The sequence below is a fragment of the Rhizobium sp. 62_C5_N11_2 genome (assembly GCF_051811185.1).
GTDB classification, from domain to species: Bacteria; Pseudomonadota; Alphaproteobacteria; order Rhizobiales; family Rhizobiaceae; genus Rhizobium; species Rhizobium leguminosarum.
Genome location: NZ_JBPWPW010000001.1, coordinates 2,633,484 through 2,653,275, shown reverse-complemented (window position 1 = coordinate 2,653,275; position 19,792 = coordinate 2,633,484). Strand labels below are relative to the sequence as shown.

At 57.5% G+C, this 19,792-nt stretch carries 17 protein-coding genes and 2 pseudogenes; 9 read left to right on the top strand and 10 right to left on the bottom strand.

Features of this window, described 5'->3' with window-relative positions; all coding sequences use genetic code 11:
* Positions 1–1,047 precede the first annotated feature (1,047 nt).
* The 4 genes from AB8B31_RS13385 to AB8B31_RS13370 form a co-directional block, all read right to left on the bottom strand.
* Positions 1,048–1,695: a hypothetical protein gene (locus AB8B31_RS13385; RefSeq protein WP_130652685.1), complete on the bottom strand. Its 648-nt coding sequence runs from the start codon at positions 1,693–1,695 to the stop codon at positions 1,048–1,050.
* 190 nt (positions 1,696–1,885) lie between these two features.
* A complete protein-coding gene (locus tag AB8B31_RS13380; protein ID WP_130652684.1) occupies positions 1,886–4,087 on the bottom strand; it encodes a M48 family metallopeptidase in 2,202 nt (733 codons plus the stop codon).
* Positions 4,088–4,242: 155 nt separating this feature from the next.
* Positions 4,243–5,172 carry a citrulline utilization hydrolase CtlX gene (ctlX, locus tag AB8B31_RS13375; protein ID WP_130652683.1) on the bottom strand — a complete coding sequence of 310 codons (930 nt, stop codon included), beginning with the start codon at positions 5,170–5,172 and terminating at the stop codon, positions 4,243–4,245.
* 10 nt (positions 5,173–5,182) lie between these two features.
* Complete coding sequence (locus AB8B31_RS13370) at positions 5,183–6,238, bottom strand: ornithine cyclodeaminase (protein ID WP_130652682.1); 1,056 nt, start codon at positions 6,236–6,238, stop codon at positions 5,183–5,185.
* A 139-nt stretch (positions 6,239–6,377) separates the two neighbouring features.
* On the opposite strand from AB8B31_RS13370, the gene AB8B31_RS13365 reads away from it, so the two are divergent.
* The 9 genes and pseudogenes from AB8B31_RS13365 (at position 6,378) to AB8B31_RS13325 (ending at position 12,812) form a co-directional block, all read left to right on the top strand.
* Positions 6,378–6,794, top strand: coding sequence for an Lrp/AsnC family transcriptional regulator (locus AB8B31_RS13365; RefSeq protein ID WP_131703009.1), 417 nt, complete (start codon positions 6,378–6,380; stop codon positions 6,792–6,794).
* Between the two features lie 46 nt (positions 6,795–6,840).
* A complete protein-coding gene (tnpA, locus tag AB8B31_RS13360; protein WP_018241647.1) occupies positions 6,841–7,251 on the top strand; it encodes an IS66-like element accessory protein TnpA in 411 nt (136 codons plus the stop codon).
* Complete coding sequence (tnpB, locus tag AB8B31_RS13355) at positions 7,248–7,595, top strand: IS66 family insertion sequence element accessory protein TnpB (RefSeq protein WP_018241646.1); 348 nt, start codon at positions 7,248–7,250, stop codon at positions 7,593–7,595. Before tnpA ends, tnpB begins: the two co-directional genes overlap by 4 nt.
* Positions 7,596–7,640: 45 nt before the next feature.
* A pseudogene (gene tnpC / locus AB8B31_RS13350) lies at positions 7,641–9,161 on the top strand (IS66 family transposase); the annotation flags it as partial.
* Between the two features lie 150 nt (positions 9,162–9,311).
* A complete protein-coding gene (locus AB8B31_RS13345) occupies positions 9,312–10,553 on the top strand; it encodes a site-specific integrase (protein WP_096772357.1) in 1,242 nt (413 codons plus the stop codon).
* Entirely contained in the window at positions 10,550–11,473 is a 924-nt protein-coding gene (locus tag AB8B31_RS13340) for a tyrosine-type recombinase/integrase (RefSeq protein ID WP_086083856.1), read from the top strand. The genes AB8B31_RS13345 and AB8B31_RS13340 overlap by 4 nt, the downstream gene beginning before the upstream one ends.
* Positions 11,470–12,471 (top strand): tyrosine-type recombinase/integrase, encoded by a 1,002-nt coding sequence (locus AB8B31_RS13335; protein WP_096772358.1) that lies wholly within the window; start codon positions 11,470–11,472, stop codon positions 12,469–12,471. Before AB8B31_RS13340 ends, AB8B31_RS13335 begins: the two co-directional genes overlap by 4 nt.
* 114 nt (positions 12,472–12,585) lie before the next feature.
* Positions 12,586–12,726, top strand: a pseudogene (locus tag AB8B31_RS13330) (transposase domain-containing protein); the annotation flags it as partial.
* Complete coding sequence (locus AB8B31_RS13325; protein ID WP_439007449.1) at positions 12,684–12,812, top strand: hypothetical protein; 129 nt, start codon at positions 12,684–12,686, stop codon at positions 12,810–12,812. The pseudogene AB8B31_RS13330 and the gene AB8B31_RS13325, both read left to right, overlap by 43 nt.
* A gap of 162 nt (positions 12,813–12,974) precedes the next feature.
* On the opposite strand, the gene AB8B31_RS13320 is transcribed toward AB8B31_RS13325, so the two are convergent.
* The 6 genes from AB8B31_RS13320 to AB8B31_RS13295 form a co-directional block, all read right to left on the bottom strand.
* Positions 12,975–13,313: a slr1659 superfamily regulator gene (locus AB8B31_RS13320; RefSeq protein WP_003560625.1), complete on the bottom strand. Its 339-nt coding sequence runs from the start codon at positions 13,311–13,313 to the stop codon at positions 12,975–12,977.
* 7 nt (positions 13,314–13,320) lie between these two features.
* Complete coding sequence (locus AB8B31_RS13315; protein ID WP_018242677.1) at positions 13,321–13,881, bottom strand: slr1658 superfamily regulator; 561 nt, start codon at positions 13,879–13,881, stop codon at positions 13,321–13,323.
* 3 nt (positions 13,882–13,884) lie between these two features.
* Positions 13,885–16,245 (bottom strand): SpoIIE family protein phosphatase, encoded by a 2,361-nt coding sequence (locus tag AB8B31_RS13310; protein ID WP_130652681.1) that lies wholly within the window; start codon positions 16,243–16,245, stop codon positions 13,885–13,887.
* Positions 16,242–17,414, bottom strand: a complete 1,173-nt coding sequence (locus AB8B31_RS13305; protein WP_018242675.1) for a class I SAM-dependent methyltransferase — start codon at positions 17,412–17,414, stop codon at positions 16,242–16,244. Before AB8B31_RS13305 ends, AB8B31_RS13310 begins: the two co-directional genes overlap by 4 nt.
* Positions 17,411–17,920, bottom strand: a complete 510-nt coding sequence (locus AB8B31_RS13300; protein ID WP_018242674.1) for a hypothetical protein — start codon at positions 17,918–17,920, stop codon at positions 17,411–17,413. The genes AB8B31_RS13305 and AB8B31_RS13300 overlap by 4 nt, the downstream gene beginning before the upstream one ends.
* 75 nt (positions 17,921–17,995) lie before the next feature.
* Positions 17,996–19,651 carry a putative bifunctional diguanylate cyclase/phosphodiesterase gene (locus AB8B31_RS13295; RefSeq protein ID WP_130652680.1) on the bottom strand — a complete coding sequence of 552 codons (1,656 nt, stop codon included), beginning with the start codon at positions 19,649–19,651 and terminating at the stop codon, positions 17,996–17,998.
* Between the last annotated feature and the right edge of the window lie 141 nt (positions 19,652–19,792).

The window sequence follows — 19,792 nt, the reverse complement described above, 5'->3', positions numbered from 1 at the left end:
CCTCCTTGCTGGGGCTAGGGTAATTGCCCTCAAACAGCAGCGCCCGTGACATGGCTGCCGTCAGCTTTAACGTGGTTACGATACCTTCAGTTTGCAATGATGCCCGCGGGCGGTGAACGTGGCATCACGCCGCCCGCCGATGCATCGAGAGCGACCGGGGCGCTATTCGAGGAGTTCCGCCGTGGGGATAGGGACCGGCGAGGCAGAGCCAAACCGGTTTCAACTCAGCTGTTCTAGGAACTCGTTTTGATCCGCCTTCGTTCCAAATCAGGCGTGAAGCCTAGAAAACACTGCTCGCAACAGCTGGAATGCTCGAAAGTTCTTTATGCGTTCACGTAAGTATCAGTAAGTGTGCATAAAGAAAAATAGTGAAATTATCGAACCGTTGAAAATAAAATTTATAAAATACCTGAATAATTCATCATTTTCCAATCCATTCTATTCCGGATTCAATAGTATTATAATTCGTTGCGTCAACAATTCACTTGGCTCTTAACCGAAGGATTGGAATTCAACGCGATCAAGCGCCGAAATATCCGGCCGCGATCCGCTTGAGATGACCAGGCGCACTTTCGAGAAAATTACGACCAGCGAAATCGCAGAACGCGCCGCAAAAACCGTTCGCCTTAAAGCATGGGCGGCTGACCTCCACTGTGGTCATCCCGCGTTAAATCCGGATGATCCTACATCCAGCAAGGTGAGCTAAAGCTTGGGCCGGAAGTTTGGGAAGGGTCTCATGATTCAGTGGGAGTGTCGCTTTTGGGTCGAGCGCAGCGTCGACGGCATCTGGGCTATGAGCGACAGGAGAACCTGTTTGCCCGCCCGGCCTTCTGATAAATAGGAAATAACGATGATGACTTGGCGTCGTGAAATTGTTCGATGAACTGGGCTGATAGAGGCGCATTCATCTTGGAGCAGTTTCAACAGAGGGTTCTGTGTCTGCAAAAAAAGAGCATATCCGTACTCAAACAAAACGGAAATGCTCTTTCGTAGTTTAGTGCGGAGCCATACTTGTCAGCTCCACACCGCTCGCACCTGAATTCTCGGCTATTCGTCTGATGTCACCGGCGCCGCGTTCTCCAGAGAGGCGCGGATCTGATCGATCTTCCCGTTTGCGTCGCCAACCCCCAAGATGGTTTTGGCTTCGTCCAAAACCGCCGGGCTGACTTCTCCGGTTTTCGTCGCTGAAGCCAATGCGTCCTCCAGCGCCTGATCCCCCAACAGAGGGTCATCGGCTGCGGGCTCGATTCCATTGTCGAGTTCATATTGGGCATAAGCCACGGCATAGGCCGCGATAGCGGTCATGCGTGGATCTGACGTATGCATCAGTGCCTTATAGTTCCGCTTCAAGGAGTTCAGACCCGCAAGCTGCGCCGACAGGTTTTTTTCTTTCGTGCCGATTTTAGTCTCGTCTGCCTTCGCGGACTTCGACTTGCTTGACGCCTCGGTGGATTTGCCTTTCACGCCTTGAGATTTGGAGTTGCCGTGGTTTGAACTGCCACCCTGGCTGTTGCTGCCATGGTTGCCACTGTTTCCACTGCCGCCGCCGTGACCGCCACCATTGCCGCCACCATTGCCTCCACCGTTTCCACCGTTCTTCGCCAGTGCGGTCATATCGATTCCGACAATTGTTGCCGGGCTCGCCGCAAGAGCCAGCGAGAGCGCGGTCAGGGACGCTAAGGTTGCGATCCGCATTGTTTTCCTCCAAATCAGATCAAGCGCCGCGCAGATACACGGCTTGAGCAGATAGGAGAGGTTAGACGGTGATCGCACATTGCACATCGGACCGAGGTCCGATGCTGGCCCGGCAATGGTCTTAGACGACCTGAAATGCTTAACGATTCCCTCTTCGCGCGAAGCGGCCATCGGTTGAGCTCATTGCTGCTCAGTATTTTCCGGCTGTCTCGTCTGCGGACGCATCGCGGGACGGGTGCAACATAGCGGCGGCGAGCTCCTGTCGGGCGTAAGCGGCCTCGTGATACCGGCCGACGAGTGCGCTGAAGTCGGCGGCCTTCACCCCTTTAATCCCCAGTGCACCCAGCGTGATGATGCGCTGCCGGCGGTCGATTTTACTATAGATCGCACGCCAATGTTTTTTTGGCACTGGCGCATCCTGATTGAGCCAGAGGCGCAGGGCAAAACGGCTCGATGCGTAGACCGCGTAGCCCGCAACATCCGTCCAGGCAACCGGCTTGTCCAGTCTGGAGGCGAGCAATGCATCCGGGGTCAGCACCATGAGCGGTCGTGCCGCGCTCCGATACAGAAAGGCCGCGTAGAGAAGGGAGGTGACAGCGCCGAAGGCGGTGATCGCGGCGATCAGTGACTGTGCGAATTCATCGTAGCCGAGGCCCAATTGGCCGCTGAGAAAGACGACCGTCAGGCCAAATCCGGCGAAAATCATGGCGACGATCACCATCGTCCAGATCATCGGCTTGACGTTGTCGTAGACGACGGTCTCCTGTGAGGCCCCGGCAACCACCTTTTCAAGCACTTCGCGACGGCGGTCACGCATCATGCGCGCGTCGTCGATGAAATCCTTGCTCAACAGACGGCATAGTCCGGCCCAATCCGAAAACAGATCGTCCGCAAAAGAGCGAGCTCCCGGCTCCGGCTGACGCATCGCTCGTCTCAGGAGGTCATCGCCAATTTCCACACCGAGGGCCGATATCCGCTGGATCGTCGGCGGATGGCTGTCGGTCGGATGCGGTTGCCGATCTCCCAAAAGGGGCATCGGATCGCTCCATCCATTGGTGGTGACCAGTTCCGTTGTCTGCGCGACGAGGTCAGGCCAGGCATCATCGGAACCGGTATCATCCGGTCCGGCATATGCGCGCTGAAGAACATAGGCGACGGCGGGAGCGATAATCCCCGTGCGGATGAGAGCCGAGGCGGCGTCTGCCGGCGTCGCCAGCAGACTGCCGCTACGGTCAGCATCGAATTCTCGCAGCCGGCTCCAGTGTGCGACGGCATGATCGAACCGCTGCATGGCGTGAAAGCCGAGCTTCACCGCCGGATACAGGACGAAGCGACCACCGTCGGCGCGTCCAAGAGCTGCAAGAGCACGCCAGAGGCCTGCATAAATCGGCGTGAATTGCTGGCTATAGGTGGTGTCTTCGCCAGAAAAATGGGCGAGCTCATGGCCGATGATTGCCGCGATTTCGGCCTGGTCGAGAAGATCAAGATAGGCCGCAGGCAGATAGAGCGACCGTCCGGTCACCAGTCTGTCCTCAGGCCAGAGACGCAGCTGGCTCTCCGTTACGAAAAAGCCCTGGCCGAGGCCAACGATGATCGTGTCGGGCAACAAAGCGTGTTGCCGCCCGGCCAGGCTGCGGACGAAACGCCAAAGTTCCGGAGCCTCCGTTTCTTCGATGACGCGTCCCGCCGCGACAAGCGGTTCGGGTGTGAACAGGGCAAAGACATCTTTCAAGCCACGCAGCGCCGTGAAGGCGCTGTAGGCTGCGATGACGGCGAGGACGACGGCGACCGCGAAAAGCTTGGCACTGCCCGTGGTAAAATCTGCCCATAGTCCCATGCTGACTGCTTCGAACAGGGCCGCCGAAATGACGCCGATAGAAAACCCAATCACAACGGTCGCAAGAATGAACGGAAGGAGCGACCGCAGACGTTGAAAGCTCGCGATCAGTTGGCGTTGGGAGACGCGCGCGCGGATCCCGGAAATGCCGGCCGCCATCAGTCCCAGCGCACCGCCGAAAAACGCAAGTACGGCTCCGCCGATCGTTCCCCAAACCAGTGGCCGGCGGATCTGCGAGATTTCCAGCTCCTCGTCGGCTTGAGAAAGGGCTGCCTCGATTTGCGAAACGGCGACCAGGGCGGCAAGGGAGGTGGGCTCGCCCGCTCCCTGGAAGGTCAGAATGGCTGTTGGATCGGATGCCGCGATGTTTTTCACCTGAGCCAGGGTCGTCGAGAGTTCCGCCGAAGAACGGCGCGCATGTTCAAGCGTTTCGGCTGCACGCTGTGTTTGCCAAATCCCCAAAGAGACCAGTGCGATCGGTAGGAGCAGCACCCACGCCGCCAAGCCGAGGCTTGCAATTTTGCGGGCTTCTTGTCGACGGCTGGTTTGGGCCATGCTTGTTCCCCCCAACTTTTTTCTCCCCATTTGCGAGGTCAAAAAAACTTGGCCGCGCGCCCATTATCGAAGGATGTCGACTTCATACAAGATGCCTCGCTGAGTTTCACGAGAGTGTTAAACGGCAGTCGCAATATTCCACCGTCAGCACGCAATCATCGCGGCGTCAGATGGATGCCTGCGAGCGTGCAGCGGACCGATCCACCGGCGCGTTCGATGGTCGGGATATCAAGCGCGACCAGTTCGGCGCTTTCTTCGATCGTGTTGCGTTGATCTCGGCTCAGGGATGCAAACGCCGTGGTCGAGAGCGCAAGGATACGCCCCGCATTTCCCTGGAGTTCGAGAGCGTTGCCGGCGAAGGAGGCGATCTGATCGTTGGTGAGTGCGATGACGCTGCGGCCGGAGCGCTCCAGTCTTAGGACGACCTCCCGCCGTCTTGCTGCATCGGTCATCATCTCCAGTCCGATCATGGCGAAGTCGGTGGCGATGCACATCAGGACATTGGTATGATAAACGGCGACGCCGTTTCCATCCCGCGCGTCGAATACCATCGGCTCGAAGTTGAAGTGGGTCGAGAAGCGTTCCAGCGCGATTGGATCGGTGCGGTCGGAGCGGACGGCATAGGCCACCCGATCGATGTGATCGAGAACCATGGCGCCGGTGCCCTCGAGAAACAGTCCGTCCGGCTCGAGGCCGGAATAGTCGATCACCTCCTGCACCCGATACTGGCTCTTCAGCATTTCGATGACGTCACTGCGCCGCTCGCGCCGGCGACTGACGGCCTTCATCGGATAGATCGCCACATGACCGCCGGCATGGGTGGAAAACCAGTTGTTGGGAAAGACCGAATCCGGTGTCTCGGTACCGGTGTCGTCGAAAAGATGCACGTTCACGCCATGGCTTCTGAGCACATCGGCCGCCCGGGTGATTTCGTCATAGGCCGCCAGTGAAAGGTCTTCCGTCGTATCCGGGCTGGACTGGAACAGGTTGTCGATGGCGGTCTCGGTATTCACGGTGAAGTGGTGCGGCCGGACCATGACGACTGCAGAGGGCGCCTGGACGGAATATGTGACGTGTCTTGGCATCGTCGCGCTCCTATGCCTGCTTTGCTCGCTGCAACATGCCGAACAGGTCGCGCGGATCGTCCGGATCGGCGATGATATCGAGGTCCTGGTAAAGCCCGGTCCCCCTGAGCCTGTCACGGACATAACGAAGAGCGGAAAAATCCTCGATCGCGAAACCGACGCTGTCGAATAGGGTGATTTGACTGGCATCGCCGCGACCGGTCGCCTGTCCCGTCACAACCTGCCAGAATTCGGTGACAGGATAGTCGGCATCCATCTGCTGGATCTCGCCCTCGACGCGGGTCTGTGGCGGATATTCGACAAAGGTGTCGGCGCGCAACAGGATGTCGCGATGCAGCTCGGTCTTGCCCGGGCAGTCGCCGCCGATGGCATTGATGTGGACGCCGGAGCCAACCATGTTGTCGGTCAGGATCGTCGCGTACTGCTTGTCGGCGGTGCAGGTCGTAATGATATCGGCATTTTCGATAGCCGATTGGGACGAGCTGCAGGCGGTCACCGTCAGCCCCGTGCCTGCAAGGTTGCGGACCATCTTTTCCGTCGCCAGCGGATCGATGTCGTAGAGCCTGATGTGATCGATGCCGCAAACGGCTTTCATCGCAAGCGCCTGGAATTCCGCCTGGGCGCCATTGCCGATCATGGCCATCGTGCGGGCACCCTTGGGTGCGAGGTGCCGCGCGGCCATGGCTGAAGTTGCGGCGGTTCTCAGCGCTGTCAGCAGGGTCATTTCGGTGAGCAGCACCGGATAGCCGGTCGAAACTTCTGCCAGGAGGCCGAAAGCCGTCACGGTTTGCAGGCCTTGCGCCATGTTCTTCGGATGGCCGTTTACATATTTGAAGCTGTAGATTTCGCCGTCCGAAGTCGGCATCAGCTCGATCACACCTTCGCCGGAGTGAGAGGCAACGCGCGGGGTTTTGTCGAACGATCCCCAGCGGCGGAAATCCGCCTCGATGACGTCGGTAAGTTCGGTCAAAACGGTTTCGATGCCGATGTGGTGGACAAGACGCATCATGTTCTCGACGCTGACGAAGGGTACGAGAGCTTTTTCCGATGGAAGGGGCGACGACATGCTGAGTTCCTCCTGCATATGCTCGAGGAGAAAGACTAACTGTCCTGCATGTTGGCCGAAAGTTCAAATCTGTGCTAATTCTGGCAGTAAATTGTGCAATTCGTTCAGTTCATTTGCGCGAATTTAGCAAGGAGGCAATATGACCATCGCGAAATACGCACCCGACGATCTGGATCGCCGGATTATCGCTCACCTCCGCGCCGATGGGCGCGCTTCCTTGAGCAAGCTTTCCGATGCACTCGGTGTCGCGCGCGGCACAGTTCAGAACCGGCTGGACCGCCTGATGGAGACGGGTACGCTGCTCGGCTTCACCGTTCGGGTGCGGGAGGACTACGACGTCAACGCCGTGCGTGCCGTGATGATGGTCGAGGTTGTCGGCAAATCGACGACCCAGGTCATACGAAAGCTCCGTGGCCTGACGGAGATTTCAGCGCTGCACACGACCAACGGCAACTGGGACCTTGTCGCCGATATCCGGGCCGCAAGCCTTGCCGACTTCGACCGGGTTCTACGCGAGGTGCGCAGTAAGCCCACGGTGAAAGCCGTCTTGCGATGACGGGCTACTGACTGGCAGTCCTAGTGGTAACGCTAGGAGTAGTCATATGACGAAGCATCCAATTGAGGTGATCACGTCCGTAGAGCGCCGTCGGCGCTGGTCACGCGAGGACAAAGAGCGCCTCGTCGCTGCCTGCTTTGAGCCGGACGCGGTTATCTCTGAGATTGCTCGCGCGGCCGGTATCCATGTCAGCCAGTTGTTCCGTTGGCGCAAGGAGCTGTGCCGGATCGAGGAGCTGAAGACCGAGACGGCAACCACGTTGGTGCCGGTGATCGTGTCCGAGACCGCGCCGGCAGTCTCTCCCGTTCAAACGGAACCGCCCACCACATCCCATCCTCGTCGCAAACGCAGCGATGTAACGATTGAGCTGGGTCGGGGCAGACGCGTACGCGTGGATAGCGATATCGACACGGAAGCGCTTGGGCGCATTCTCGATTGCGTGCTGGGTCGTCGATGATCCCGGTCCCTACTGGTGTAAAGGTCTGGCTGGCGACAGGCCATACGGACATGCGAAAGGGCTTTCCGGGTCTATCGTTGATGGTGCAGGAGGCGCTGAAGCGTGACCCGATGTGTGGGCACCTGTTCGTATTCCGCGGCCGCGGTGGCGGTCTGATCAAGGTGATCTGGCATGACGGCCAGGGAGCCTGTCTGTTTACAAAGAAGTTAGAACGGGGACGCTTCATCTGGCCCTCGGCAGCCGATGGCACGGTGGTGATCACGCCCGCGCAGCTCGGTTATTTACTGGAAGGCATCGACTGGCGGATGCCGCAAAAGACCTGGCGGCCGACGTCGGCCGGATAAGCAAAAACACTGGAATGACAGGGTCGAATATGATTCCATCCTGTCATGAGCAATGCGACCGAAGAGCTTCCGGACGACCTTACCAGTGCGCTTGCACTGCTGGCCAAGGAACGTGCTCGGCGTGTTGCAGCCGAGGCTGAAGCAGCAACTGCCAAGGCAGAAGCCGCCAGTGCAAAGGCACTCGTATCACATTCCGAGGCGCTGATCGCGCGGCTGAAGCTGGAGATCGACAAGGTTCGCCGCGAACTCTACGGCAGCCGGTCCGAGCGTAAGGCGCGGCTCCTTGAGCAGATGGAGCTGCAGCTCGAGGAGCTAGAAGCAAATGCCGGTGAAGATGAACTGGTCGCGGAGATCGCAGCCAAAGCTTCAGCCGTCAAAGCCTTTGAGCGCAAGCGTCCTTCACGCAAACCCTTTCCAGAACACCTGCCGCGCGAGCGCATCGTCATCGCTGCTCCCACGAATTGCGCCTGCTGCGGGTCGACCAAACTGTCGAAACTCGGTGAGGATATCACCGAGACCCTGGAGGTCGTCCCGCGCCAGTGGAAGGTTATCCAGACGGTGCGGGAGAAGTTTACCTGCCGCGAGTGTGAGAAGATCACCCAGACACCAGCACCCTTCCATGTGACGCCCCGCGGTTTTGCCGGGCCGAACCTGCTGGCGATGATCCTGTTTGAGAAGTTCGCCCAGCACCAGCCGCTCAATCGCCAAAGCGAACGCTATGCCCGCGAGGGCATCGACCTCAGCTTATCGACATTGGCCGACCAGGTCGGAGCATGCGCCGCGGCTTTGAAGCCTATCCATTCACTGATCGAAGCGCACGTTCTGGCCGCCGGGCGGCTTCATGGCGACGACACGACAGTGCCGATCTTGGCGAGGGGAAAGACCGATACCGGTCGCATATGGACCTATGTCCGGGATGACCGACCATTCGGCGGGCTCTCACCGCCGGCCGCGCTGTATTATGCATCGCGGGACCGGCGACAGGAGCATCCGGAACGCCATCTGAAGACCTTCACCGGCATTCTGCAGGCGGATGCCTATGGCGGCTATAATCCGCTGTTCAAGGTTGATCGCGATCCAAATCCGCTAAGGCAGGCGTTTTGCTGGTCACATTCGAGACGTAAGTTCTTCGTGCTCGCCGACATCGCGGCGAATGCCAAGCGTGGAAAGAACGCTGCGCCGATCTCGCCCATGGCGCTGGAAGCCGTCAAACGGATCGACGCCCTGTTCGATATCGAGCGGGATATAAACGGGCTTGCCGCCGGTCAACGCCTGGACCGACGCCGCAGAGACAGCCTGCCGCTCGTCGACGATCTCCAGGCTTGGCTTCAAACCGAGCGTGCAAAACTGTCGCGCAGTTCTCCGGTCGCAGAGGCGATCGACTACATGCTCAAGCGTTGGGATGGCTTCACGTCATTCCTGGACGACGGCAGGATTTGCCTGACCAACAATGCCGCCGAGCGCGCGCTCAGAGGCTTCGCACTTGGCAGGAAATCATGGCTATTCGCCGGATCGGATCGTGGCGCTGACCGTGCCGCCTTCATGGCTACGCTGATCATGACTGCCTTATGCCGCGCGCGGCATAAGGCGGTTTATGCCGACCGGCGAACTATGCCGATTAATCAACTTTTTGCCAACGTTTCCAGCACCATAGCGGCCGCCTAGTCGGCATAGCTTAGGGTCTCTCCGTCGCAATTGTCGCGAAGGAGAGGACACATGAACGCAACTGACTATTTGAATCGCAGCGCCCTATACCGGAAGCTGGTCTACGGTCCGTATCGGGAGTTTGCGGGCGTTTACGCCGCCAAAATGTCGAACGAAGGTTTGGGGCGGCAATGCACGTGGCGGTCGCTGAGCCTGTTTCGGGATCTGATGGACTGGCATGTTGGCAATGGACATGCTCCGCAGGATTTGAATGAGGTTCACGCCGACCGCTTTCTTGAGCATCGTTTCAAACACTGGAAGCCCGACTCGGGCGATCGATCGGCGCTCCGCCGCTTGCTTTTGGCGTTACGGGAGAAAGGCTTAATACCAGCCGCGCTTCCGATTCAGCGCAGTGAGCACGAGATGATCGTCGATGTATTCGGGCAATATCTCTCGAATGAGAGAGGGCTCGCCGCCGCGACAGTGGGGAGCCACAAGCTTCTGTCGCTTCGATTTCTCCGGGAGGTGTGTCCTTTCGGCGCAGACGAGTTTGCAGCGCTCACCCCGGAGATCGTTATCGGTTATGTCGAGCGACATGCGCTCGACGGTTCCGCCGACAGTGGCAAAGCCATGTGCGGGGTTGTGCGTGCTTTCCTGCGCTATTTGCATCTGAAGGGCTTCATCTCGACGCCGCTCGCTGACTGTGTGCCGTCCATCCGCCGCTGGCGACTTGCCGGCCTTCCAACCTTCCTGCCGCCCGAGAAAGTCCAGAAGGTTCTCGATGCCTGCGATCGGACGACGGCAATGGGTCGTCGGGACTATGCGGTTCTGATGATCCTCGCCAAGCTCGGTTTGCGCGCCAGCGAAGTGGCCACCCTCAATCTTGACGATATCGACTGGCAGTCGGGCACGATCCTCGTACACGGAAAGGGACGACGACAAGCGACTATGCCGCTGCGTCACGACGTCGGAACAGCGATCGTCGCTTATATCCGGCATGGGCGCCCAGCTTCGGCATGTCGGCGAGTCTTCTTGCGAACACTTGCGCCGCATGTGGGCTTTGCCTCCGGCTGCGCCATCACGATGATCGCGAAGCAGGCACTCGAACGGGCAGGCATTGACGGCTATGCGCATCACGGTGCCCATCTTTTCCGCCACAGCCTTGCGACCGACCTTTTGCGGTCGGGCGCCAGCTTTGCCGAGATCGGTCAACTGCTCCGCCATCGAAGCATCGACAGTACAAGAATCTATGCAAAGCTCGATATTGAGAAGCTGCGGGAACTGAGCCTACCCTGGCCGGGAGGTGTCCAATGAGCCGGCTTCGCACCGCGCTTGAGCGCTACATCGGCATGCGCCAAGGGCTGGGATACAAATATGACGGTCCGGCAAAACGATTGTCGGAGTTCGTCGCTTTCATGGAAGCCCGCGGCGCCGAGACCATCACGGCGGACCTGGCAATGGAGTGGGTCACCTCGATGGGCCGGCAGCCGAGTTGGTCAATCCGACTGGCTGATGTGCGCTGCTTTGCCCAGCACCTCAGTCATTTCGATCCTTTGACGGAAGTGCCACCGAGCGACGCTGTGGCGCCGGCACGGCGGACAAAACCCTACATCTATAGTGAGGTCGAGATTCAGGCACTTCTGGCGGCAGCACTGTCGTTGCCGCCGGCCAACGCCCTGCGGCGCTGGACATATCACTGCCTGTTCGGGCTGATAGCGGTCGCCGGACTGCGCCATTCCGAAGCGCTCAGCCTGCTCCGGGCCGATGTAGATCTCGACCAGGGCGTCCTCACCATCCGAGAGACAAAGTTTGGCAAGTCACGGCTGGTGCCGCTGCATGCCACGACAATTGCTGTCCTTTCAGGCTATGCCGCCCGACGCGATGCACACCTTGGTACGCCGCGTAGTCCCTATTTCTTCGTCGCCGAACAGGGCGGCAGATTGCTGCATCAATACGTGCACCGCGTGTTCTGGCGACTATCTCGGCAAATCGGATTACGGCAGGAGGGGAAACGAGATGGCCCACGGATTCATGATCTTCGTCACCGTTTCGCCGTCCAGACCCTGATCAACTGGCATCGCGCCGGCGAAGATGTGGAACGCGAGCTGCCGGTTCTCTCGACCTTCCTCGGCCATGCGAATGTTCGCGACACCTATTGGTATCTGTCCGCCACGCCGGAACTGATGAACCATGCCGTACGGCGATTGAATAAGCGCTGGGAGGTACGGTCATGAGACGCACGAAAGACCTGGCCGTGCTGATCGAGCGGTGGTTCACAGATCGGCTCATGAAGCATCGAGGTGTAAGTTCTAACACCATCGCCTCCTATCGCGACACCTTCAGGCTCCTGTTTGCGTTCGCACAGACGCGCCTTGGGAGATCCCCATCGGAGTTGACGCTGCGGGATTTGGACGCTCCCTTCATCGGCGCATTCCTGGAGGATCTTGAGACGAAGAGATCCGCCTCGGTGCGGACCCGGAATCTCCGCCTTACAGCCATCCGCTCTTTCTTCCGATATGCGGCGTTCGAGGAGCCGGCACATAGCGCCCACATTCAGCGTGTGCTCGCGATCCCCAGCAAGCGATGTGACAAGCGGCAGCTTCAGTTTCTAACTAGGCCCGAGATTGAAGCGATCCTGGACTGCACGGATCGAAGCACGTGGCTGGGACGCCGCGACTACACTCTGCTGTTACTGGCCGCCCAAACGGGGCTGCGGGTCTCGGAGATCATCGACCTTGACCGAGATTCGGTAATGCTCGGCCGCGGTGCGCATGTGCAATGCATCGGCAAGGGCCGCAAAGAGCGAAGTACGCCGCTCACAAAGGTTGCACAGCAAGCCCTCCGTTATTGGCTCAAGGAACCAGGGAAGCGAGGCTCAACAGCCCTCTTTCCGAATACGCACGGTGGCAGGCTCAGCGCCGACGGCGTGCAGGCACTGCTGAACAAATATGTCGCCAAAGCACGTGAGCACTGCGTCTCCCTTCGCTCAAAGCGGGTGTCGCCCCATGTCTTGCGGCACTCTGCTGCCATGGAGTTGCTGCAGGCGGGCGTCGACTGCTCCGTCATTGCCCTGTGGTTGGGCCATGAAGCGATGGAAACGACGTTGACCTATCTTCATGCGCATCTCGAACTGAAGGAATCTGCACTCGCAAAGCTGAAGCCGTACGAAGGCGCCAAGGCCGAGCGATTTCGACCAAGCGACCGGCTTCTGGAATTCCTGAACACCCTCTGAGCATGAGAACTATGCCGAGTGCCAAACAACGGCGACCCGCCAAACTGGCTCGGAACGCACGGTTTGCCGTTCCTGCCAGAAGACGCACTCGGCATAGTTCGCCGGTCGGCATAAACGGCAAAGCTCAACGACATTGATCCGCAGGCGTGGCTTGCCGACATCCTCGCCCGCATAGCCGACACTCCGATCACCAGGTTGGAGCAACTGCTTCCATGGAACTGGACACCGCCGACCATCGACGCTCAAGCGGCGTGACCAGCGGCCTTCACCGTATGCTTACGGTGCGCATGATCGACGGTGTCGCAAACAGCGAGACCAGTCTCCTCCTCAGCAGCGTCTGAGGGTTGCCAAGCGTGGGTCGACGCGGAGCGCCATCACCACGGGCTGGCGCTGCGGGGGCTGGCGAAGAGCCAAGGATACTGCTCAAATTCGGCAGCTCTTGGCGTTGGCTTCGATTTATGACGGAGCGTCGAGGTGTGAATTGGCTATCCTCCGAAAGAGAATCACGCCAAGCGCAAATCGAGAAGCGGGTGTAACTTCTTGAGATTCGGGAGGGACTTCGCTTGCCAAGGATATTGGTTGGTGCCTTTGACAACGAGCAGGAGGTCGCCCATCTTTCTGGCTTCAATAGTCAGCTTAGCCAAGAGATTTATGCCAGAGGAATTGAGGAATTCGAGACCCGTCAGGTTGAACGTCACCTGTTTGTGCCCCTCGTGGAGCAGGCCGAATACCAATGAGTAAATCGGCGCATAGGCGTCCGGTCCGGCCAGCCTGAATACGCCATCGAAATACACTTCGTTTTTCTCAGCCCATACGCGGAAGTTTTCGTCGCTGATTTCCATTCTTCGCTCACAGATTGGAGGAGGGTGGCATCGCCACAGCCGCAGTCGTCGTCAGTATGATATGCCGGTCATTATTCCCTTCGAATGCCCATGCCATTTTTGCGTCATAGTCGCTCAAAAGGGTGAGCAACCCCAAGCCCGAACCGCTTGCTGCCGATATGGCATTGGTTTCGATTTGCTCAAGAAGAAGTTCCCCAGGGTCCTTCGATTGAAGGCGATGCAGCAGTAGCTGAAACCGAGATGATGTCACGCCATCGATCGTGTTCTTGACCCTTATTAAAAAGGTTCCGTCGAATATGCCGGCTTCAATTAGGATCTCCCCAGGCTGTCGAAACTTAACGGCATTTTCGATCAACTCATTGCTCAGATATCCGATGTCATGATGCGCCTGCACGTAGTCTTTCCTTGACCGTGAATAGGGCAGAGCCATGACTTCCGCTATGAAGTCCGAGGTCATTCCTGAGTGCTTCCATCCAAGCTGAAGCGGTCCATCGCTTAACGTAAGGCGAGTGCATGAATCCAGGCTTATGCCCACCAGAGATTCGATACCATATACCGTTGGCGTCATATCTCACCTATGTCGCACTGCGAGAAGCGTGATGTCGTCGTAAATCTTCTGCGATCCGATAAAGAGCATTAATGTCGCTACAATTCCGGAAACGACTTTCTCAGCGCTCTGATCCTTCAGGCGAAGTGCTTCGCGGCACAGACGTTCGATGCCAAACAGTTCTCCCGCGTCGTTTTCGGCTTCTGTCACGCCGTCCGTATGCAGGAGTATGACGTCCCCCTTCTCGAACGCTATTTCACGGGTTTTAATGAAGGCAGAAATATCGGCTTCCAGCCCGATCGGTATGCCCAGATCCATGGTGTCTATGCGCTCGACCTTGCCGTTCGCCCGCACGATGACAACTTCCTCGTGTTGTCCCGACAGGATCATCTCTTTTCCGTCGTAGTCAAGAAACGCCAGAGTGAGATGCTTATCGATTTTAGTCCTCACTATGTTTTTAAACAGGGCGCTGTTCAGGTCTGTGAGAAATTTGACTGCATCGGTGTTTCCGGCTTCCTGCAGGGCGCGGGCGACGGACTGAACCATCAACATCAATACGCCGCTTTCGAGCCCGTGTCCGGTGACGTCGCCGATGCCGATCTTCAATCGGTTTCCGCTCTTCAAGACGTCATAATAATCGCCGCCGACTTCTTCCGCCGGTCTCATATAAGCTGCGATCTCGAGGGCCTGAAACTCCTCAAGCTCCTGATGCAGCGGAAGAACCATGAGCTGGATTCTTTCGGCGACGGCGAGCTCTGTTCCGAGACGTCGATTTTCTCGCTGGAGCTGTGCGTTCAGTGTCGAAATCTCTTCCTTTGCATCTTCGATTTGAGCGGTTCGCTCTTCGACGAGTTGTTCGAGATTTTCGGTGTGATAGCTGATCTGCTCAGCCATCCGGTTGAATGCTTCCCCAGCCTCGCCGACCTCATCTTTACTTGATATGGCCACCCTGACCGAATAGTCCTTCGCTTGTATCCGTCTGGCGGCATCTGCAAGCGCACTGATTCCGCCCGTTATTCGTTTCGAAGCCGCAAATACCGCGATCGTTACAATAAGCAGCGACATTAAGATCGCTAGAATTTGGTAGAGCACGATCCGATTCGTAGCGTCTGAAATCTTGGCCTGGGCCGCATAGAGGGAGGCCTCGATTTCTCGTTCAGGCACAACCACTCCAAGAGACATTGCCTCTTGCCGAACCGGGCCGCTGAGCCAGAGATTGGTCGCGGGGAGCTTCTTCACGATAAAGATGTAGGGGACCTGGTTGCCGTCCTGCTGCAACAGCAAATGTTGGATGCCCTGTTCGCGGTCAAGGGCCAGTTTCGCTATGGCAGGCTGGGAGCTTCCCTTCAGGGAGCGCTCCAATCCGGTCACGCCGGTTCCGCTTGCATCGCTCGCAGAACGCAGACCGAGCGTTTTTTCGCCTGTGCTGTTGATCGCCACAACGTTTCCGTCGGACATTGCGAGGAATCCAAAGCCGGACTGGGCCACTTTCACATTTTCAACAGTCTGTGCGAGCTGGTCGAGTGTTATGTCCGCGCCAGCCGTCCCGGCGACATCCTTCCTGTCGGCTGTCCATAATGGATGAAAGAAACTGACGATCAGTTTCCCGGTAATGGCATCGGTATATGGAGCTGTCTGCGTTATATCGTCCGCGACCGGCCGCGTTTTCATATCCTTGGCCCAGCCCTGCCAGGACTCATAAAGTCCAGGAAAAAAGAAGTCCCAGAAATTGGCCTCGTTGTGACCCGGATAAAGGCGGTCGAAGGTTTGAGCCTGGTCGGTATAGGGCGCTGTCCGGAAGATTGGTCGTTCTTTCGATCCGATGTAATACATCTGCAGCTTTGAAGCACCGTGCTGCAGCAGGCTCGGTGCAACAAGGTCCAGAACCGCGCTCGTCTGGATATCGGTCTGGACGTCAGACCTTGGGTTGTGGTCTTGTCCGAGCAAGTAACTCCAGACGCTGACAACCGAGACGGAGCCCGGAGCGTTCTGAGACCACTTTCCCGTCTGATCGTAAGCAAGGCTGACGCTGCTGGGCGATGTGCGAGCGATCGCCGCGCCGACGTCGGAATTACGCTCGGGATCGTCGATCTGCGCCTGGAGCACACCTGCCAAGGTGCTGACGTCGTTATGAACCTGCCGCAGGAGCAAACTCACCTGGGCTGCGGTGGAATCAGCATATGTACGAATGTATTCTTGGTTTGCCGCTTCAAGGCCCTGTCCGACTTCGAGGGTTGCGTCGCGCGACAGCCTCTGAACGTTCCAAAGTGCCAGCCCGCCGCTGACCAGCAAGTCAAAGAGGACTGCTCCACCGACGACCAAGATGAATTTTGCCCGAAATGAGCCTAGTCTTGTCGGTCTCTTCAATGATCTCTCGTCCATCATAGCGGCTTTCGGCCGGAGGCTGCCCAGATCGGCCAGCCTGCATAACCCTTGGGGTGAAGAGCAGCAAAGACATGATCTTTGAATCCCTGCCGGAACCTGCGAATAAAATCCAACGAGTCGCCCCGTCGAACGGCCATCTCACCCGCATAGACATTTTCCCAAGCTTCGATGATGTCCGCGAAGTCTTGGGGGTCCCCGTCAAGGTTGGTGACCATAAAGGAATCGACCTTGATACTATCGAACCCCGCGTCAGCGAGGAGATGGCGGCTTTTCGGCCCCATCTCGACATCCATGTCGAAATACCTGAACAATTTGGCGACTTCCTCGTAAGTCCATCTTATTGTTTCAGCATGTGGTTCGCCGAGACAATGCGAATTTTTTTCGTTCGTGATGTAGACACGGCCGCCAGGCTTACAGATGCGGTAGAGCTCCCGCAGCAGCATCTCGGGACGGTTGAAAATCTGCAGCGAATGTCGGCAGGTCACAAAGTCAAATTGATTGTCTCGCAGCAGCATTTGGGAGGCGTCACCATAGGTGTACTCGATTCCCTGTAGATCGAAGTCGGCAGCGACCCTGCGCGCATATTCGAGGCTGCGCACGGAATGATCCAGCGCGACAAGGCGTGCCGGTTTAAATTCCCTCTGAACCAAGGCCGCGAAATCCCCAATTCCGCAACAGATATCCGCGATGACAAGACCGCTGCGCAGGCCGTGGCGAGGCAACAGTTCACGTTCGTGCCTCCATGTCATTTTCGTCTGGGTGCGCAGAATGGGGATGAAAGTCTCGTCCTCGACAAAGCTCTGGCCCGGATAAAATGCCGAATCGTAGACTTCAACCGACAAGTTTGGTTGTGATGCCGCCAGCGTCTCGAACAAAGAGGTCGACCATGCCACCACGCTCGACGTGATGATGACGATCTTCCGTTCTGGCCTGGTCCGACAGCTTGCCGCGAGGACATCGGACAGGGTTACGAAGGCAGTCATGTTAATGTGCGTCAGACGTTTGACATTGAGGTAAACGATCCCGCTGTATTTTTCCAAACTTTGCTGCACCAGCTTGAGGGCATCGGCAATCTCAGTGGCGCTTTCCGGTCGCATCTTGCCAGACAGCAACAGCTCCTGATTTGTCGGATCAAAATGAACAGTGAAGGGCTGCGGGAGCAGGCTCATCGGAAGTCCTCGGCCGAGGGGAAATCCGCTATGATCTGTATCCCTTGTCCGCCGTCTTTCTCAATCCGGATCGTGGCGCGGAATATTGCTGCCAAATCGCTGAGCAAAACCGTCCCGTCGGACTTCATCACCAAGTATCCAGAGCCGGCGCCGGGGACCGGCTGGCGCTCACTTGATCTTGCATTGGCGTGCTTTCGGCCAAATGCTTCCTCGCCGGGAAAGACAATTCTCAGCCGATTGATTGTCGCGCTCCGATAGAGACTGAAACTTATCCTTCCTGGCTCGCTCGTTGAACGGAAAGCAAGTTCAATGAGCTCATTCGTCGCGACGGAAAGAAAATTGGAATATCGAGCGGGATCGCTGTGACCTTGGCCGAGAATGTCTGAGAGGTATTCGGTAATCCTGTCGCAAAACTGCCATCGGGATTTGAACATCGCAACGTTCAGTTCCAGCGATACCATCGGCGCAAATGCATGGTCATCGAAGCTAGCTGCTTCCTGTTCCAATACACCCTCCTTTCGTTTGCCTGGGGCGTCAGGTTGATGCACGCGATAGCTAAAGGCGCGGCGAAAATCGGTTGTTCACTGTCGTAGCGCGGGTCTTACGGATGTTTCCGCCCGGGTGATGAACTCGCCAATCGCCTCGACCGGAAGCGGCCTGCTAATCAAATAGCCTTGAAGTCTATCGCAGCCCACACCGCGCAACCATTCCGCCTGACCTGGCGTCTCAACCCCTTCGGCTGTCACCTGCATGTCGAGGTCATGGGCGAGGTTAACGATGCAGCGGACGATTGCCTGGCCTTTCAGATCGCTTTCGAGGTCGGTGATAAAGTATTTGTCGATTTTGATCGTGTCGAAAGGGAATGTCTTCAGATAGCTCAAGGAAGAATATTCTGTCCCGAAATCATCAAGCGAGATTCGTATCCCTAGCACGTTGAGAGTATTCAGGGTGTCGATATTGTTGACGGTCCGCTCAAGGAGCACGCTTTCGGTTATCTCAAGCTCCAGACGGTCGGGCGGCAACCCGATCAGGTCTAGCGTTTGGGATACCCGATCAGTGAGGCCGCTTGTCAAGAATTCAGCCGCGGACACATTGACCGCGACGATGTAGTTCTGCGGCCACTTCATTGCCTCGCGACATGCCTGCTCCAAAACCCATGCACCTATTTCCGGCATGATTCCATCGGCCTCGGCCATCGGAATAAATGCCGTTGGTGGGATTTTTCCAAGTAGAGGGTGGTTCCATCTGAGCAAGGCTTCGAAGCCGACAATGCTGCCGCCCTCGGCGATGGGTTGGTACTCGATAGAGAATTGTTGTTGGACCAGGGCCATGCGAAGGCTGCGGCGCAGCAGTTCGCGTTGTTCCAGCAACTCAAGCATTGAGGGATCAAACGGTCTTGCGCGACCGCGTCCGTCTTTCTTCGCGGCGTAGAGTGCGACGTCGGACGCCTTCATCAGCTGCTCCGGATTTGTACCGTCCGGTGGAGCAGCAGATATGCCGATGCTGGCACCCACAAATAGCGCGATGCCATCTATCGTGAAGGGCTTTTTGAATGCATCAACCAAAGCTTCTGCTAGCTGGTGTCCTTTGGCGGGATGTCCCGGGCCCCTTGATATGACGGTGAATTCGTCACCCGCCAGTCGATAGGCTCTGTCGTCGCTGGTAAGGCACTCTTGAATGCGGCTTGCAGCCAGCTGAAGGAGCTTGTCGCCGGCCGGATGCCCAAGCGTGTCGTTAACGGGTTTGAAATCGTCAAGATCGAGTTGCATCAGGGACAGAGTCTCGTTCGAGCCTGCGGTCTCCCGTAACAACACAGCGAGGTCCTCGCTGAACTGGCGTCGGTTCGGCAGTCCAGTGAGCGGATCGTGGGTGGCCAGATGCAAAAGGGTCGCCCGCTCATCGTCGATAGATTCCTCGGACCGAACCACGGCAAACAGATCTCCGATCCGATAGATCGTCAGTCCGTGCGACGCTGGCGCGCCAAAATCCCCCGATATTTGCAAAGGCTGGGCACTGTCGCCCAATGAACGGAGGGCGAGTGTGATCGCCGATTTGTCCAATTCTGGAAAATGTTCCCAAAACGACGCTGCTGGTTTGACAGAATCAGGCAGCTCAGTGCCCAGCAAATTCTCGACGGGATTGAAATCGCGGTCAAAGAACAAAAGCCGGTCGATCGAGCTCGAAGCTCTCGCCTCTGTTTGTCCGAGCGCCGAGGGGGCCGCACGAATTTTCTGCATGTCCGAGGCCCTCCTTAGTCTCATGTCATAACCAGATATTGTAGCAAATTAGCTCCCACACAACTTGTGCACGCCAAGATTTACATTAGGCATTTCTGATTAACAATCCCCAACCTCGGCCCAACTCGCTCACGGATGGGC

Coding starts and splice junctions, on each gene's coding strand:
- AB8B31_RS13335 (WP_096772358.1), top strand. CDS start 11,470: ATGAGACGCACGAAAGACCTGGCCGTGCTGATCGAGCGGTGGTTCACA.
- AB8B31_RS13305 (WP_018242675.1), bottom strand. CDS start 17,414: ATGAGCCTGCTCCCGCAGCCCTTCACTGTTCATTTTGATCCGACAAAT.
- AB8B31_RS13380 (WP_130652684.1), bottom strand. CDS start 4,087: ATGGCCCAAACCAGCCGTCGACAAGAAGCCCGCAAAATTGCAAGCCTC.
- AB8B31_RS13345 (WP_096772357.1), top strand. CDS start 9,312: ATGAACGCAACTGACTATTTGAATCGCAGCGCCCTATACCGGAAGCTG.
- AB8B31_RS13370 (WP_130652682.1), bottom strand. CDS start 6,238: ATGTCGTCGCCCCTTCCATCGGAAAAAGCTCTCGTACCCTTCGTCAGC.
- AB8B31_RS13310 (WP_130652681.1), bottom strand. CDS start 16,245: ATGATGGACGAGAGATCATTGAAGAGACCGACAAGACTAGGCTCATTT.
- AB8B31_RS13365 (WP_131703009.1), top strand. CDS start 6,378: ATGACCATCGCGAAATACGCACCCGACGATCTGGATCGCCGGATTATC.
- AB8B31_RS13385 (WP_130652685.1), bottom strand. CDS start 1,695: ATGCGGATCGCAACCTTAGCGTCCCTGACCGCGCTCTCGCTGGCTCTT.
- AB8B31_RS13320 (WP_003560625.1), bottom strand. CDS start 13,313: ATGGAAATCAGCGACGAAAACTTCCGCGTATGGGCTGAGAAAAACGAA.
- ctlX (WP_130652683.1), bottom strand. CDS start 5,172: ATGCCAAGACACGTCACATATTCCGTCCAGGCGCCCTCTGCAGTCGTC.
- tnpA (WP_018241647.1), top strand. CDS start 6,841: ATGACGAAGCATCCAATTGAGGTGATCACGTCCGTAGAGCGCCGTCGG.
- AB8B31_RS13295 (WP_130652680.1), bottom strand. CDS start 19,651: ATGCAGAAAATTCGTGCGGCCCCCTCGGCGCTCGGACAAACAGAGGCG.
- tnpB (WP_018241646.1), top strand. CDS start 7,248: ATGATCCCGGTCCCTACTGGTGTAAAGGTCTGGCTGGCGACAGGCCAT.
- AB8B31_RS13325 (WP_439007449.1), top strand. CDS start 12,684: ATGGAACTGGACACCGCCGACCATCGACGCTCAAGCGGCGTGACCAGC.
- AB8B31_RS13340 (WP_086083856.1), top strand. CDS start 10,550: ATGAGCCGGCTTCGCACCGCGCTTGAGCGCTACATCGGCATGCGCCAA.
- AB8B31_RS13315 (WP_018242677.1), bottom strand. CDS start 13,881: ATGACGCCAACGGTATATGGTATCGAATCTCTGGTGGGCATAAGCCTG.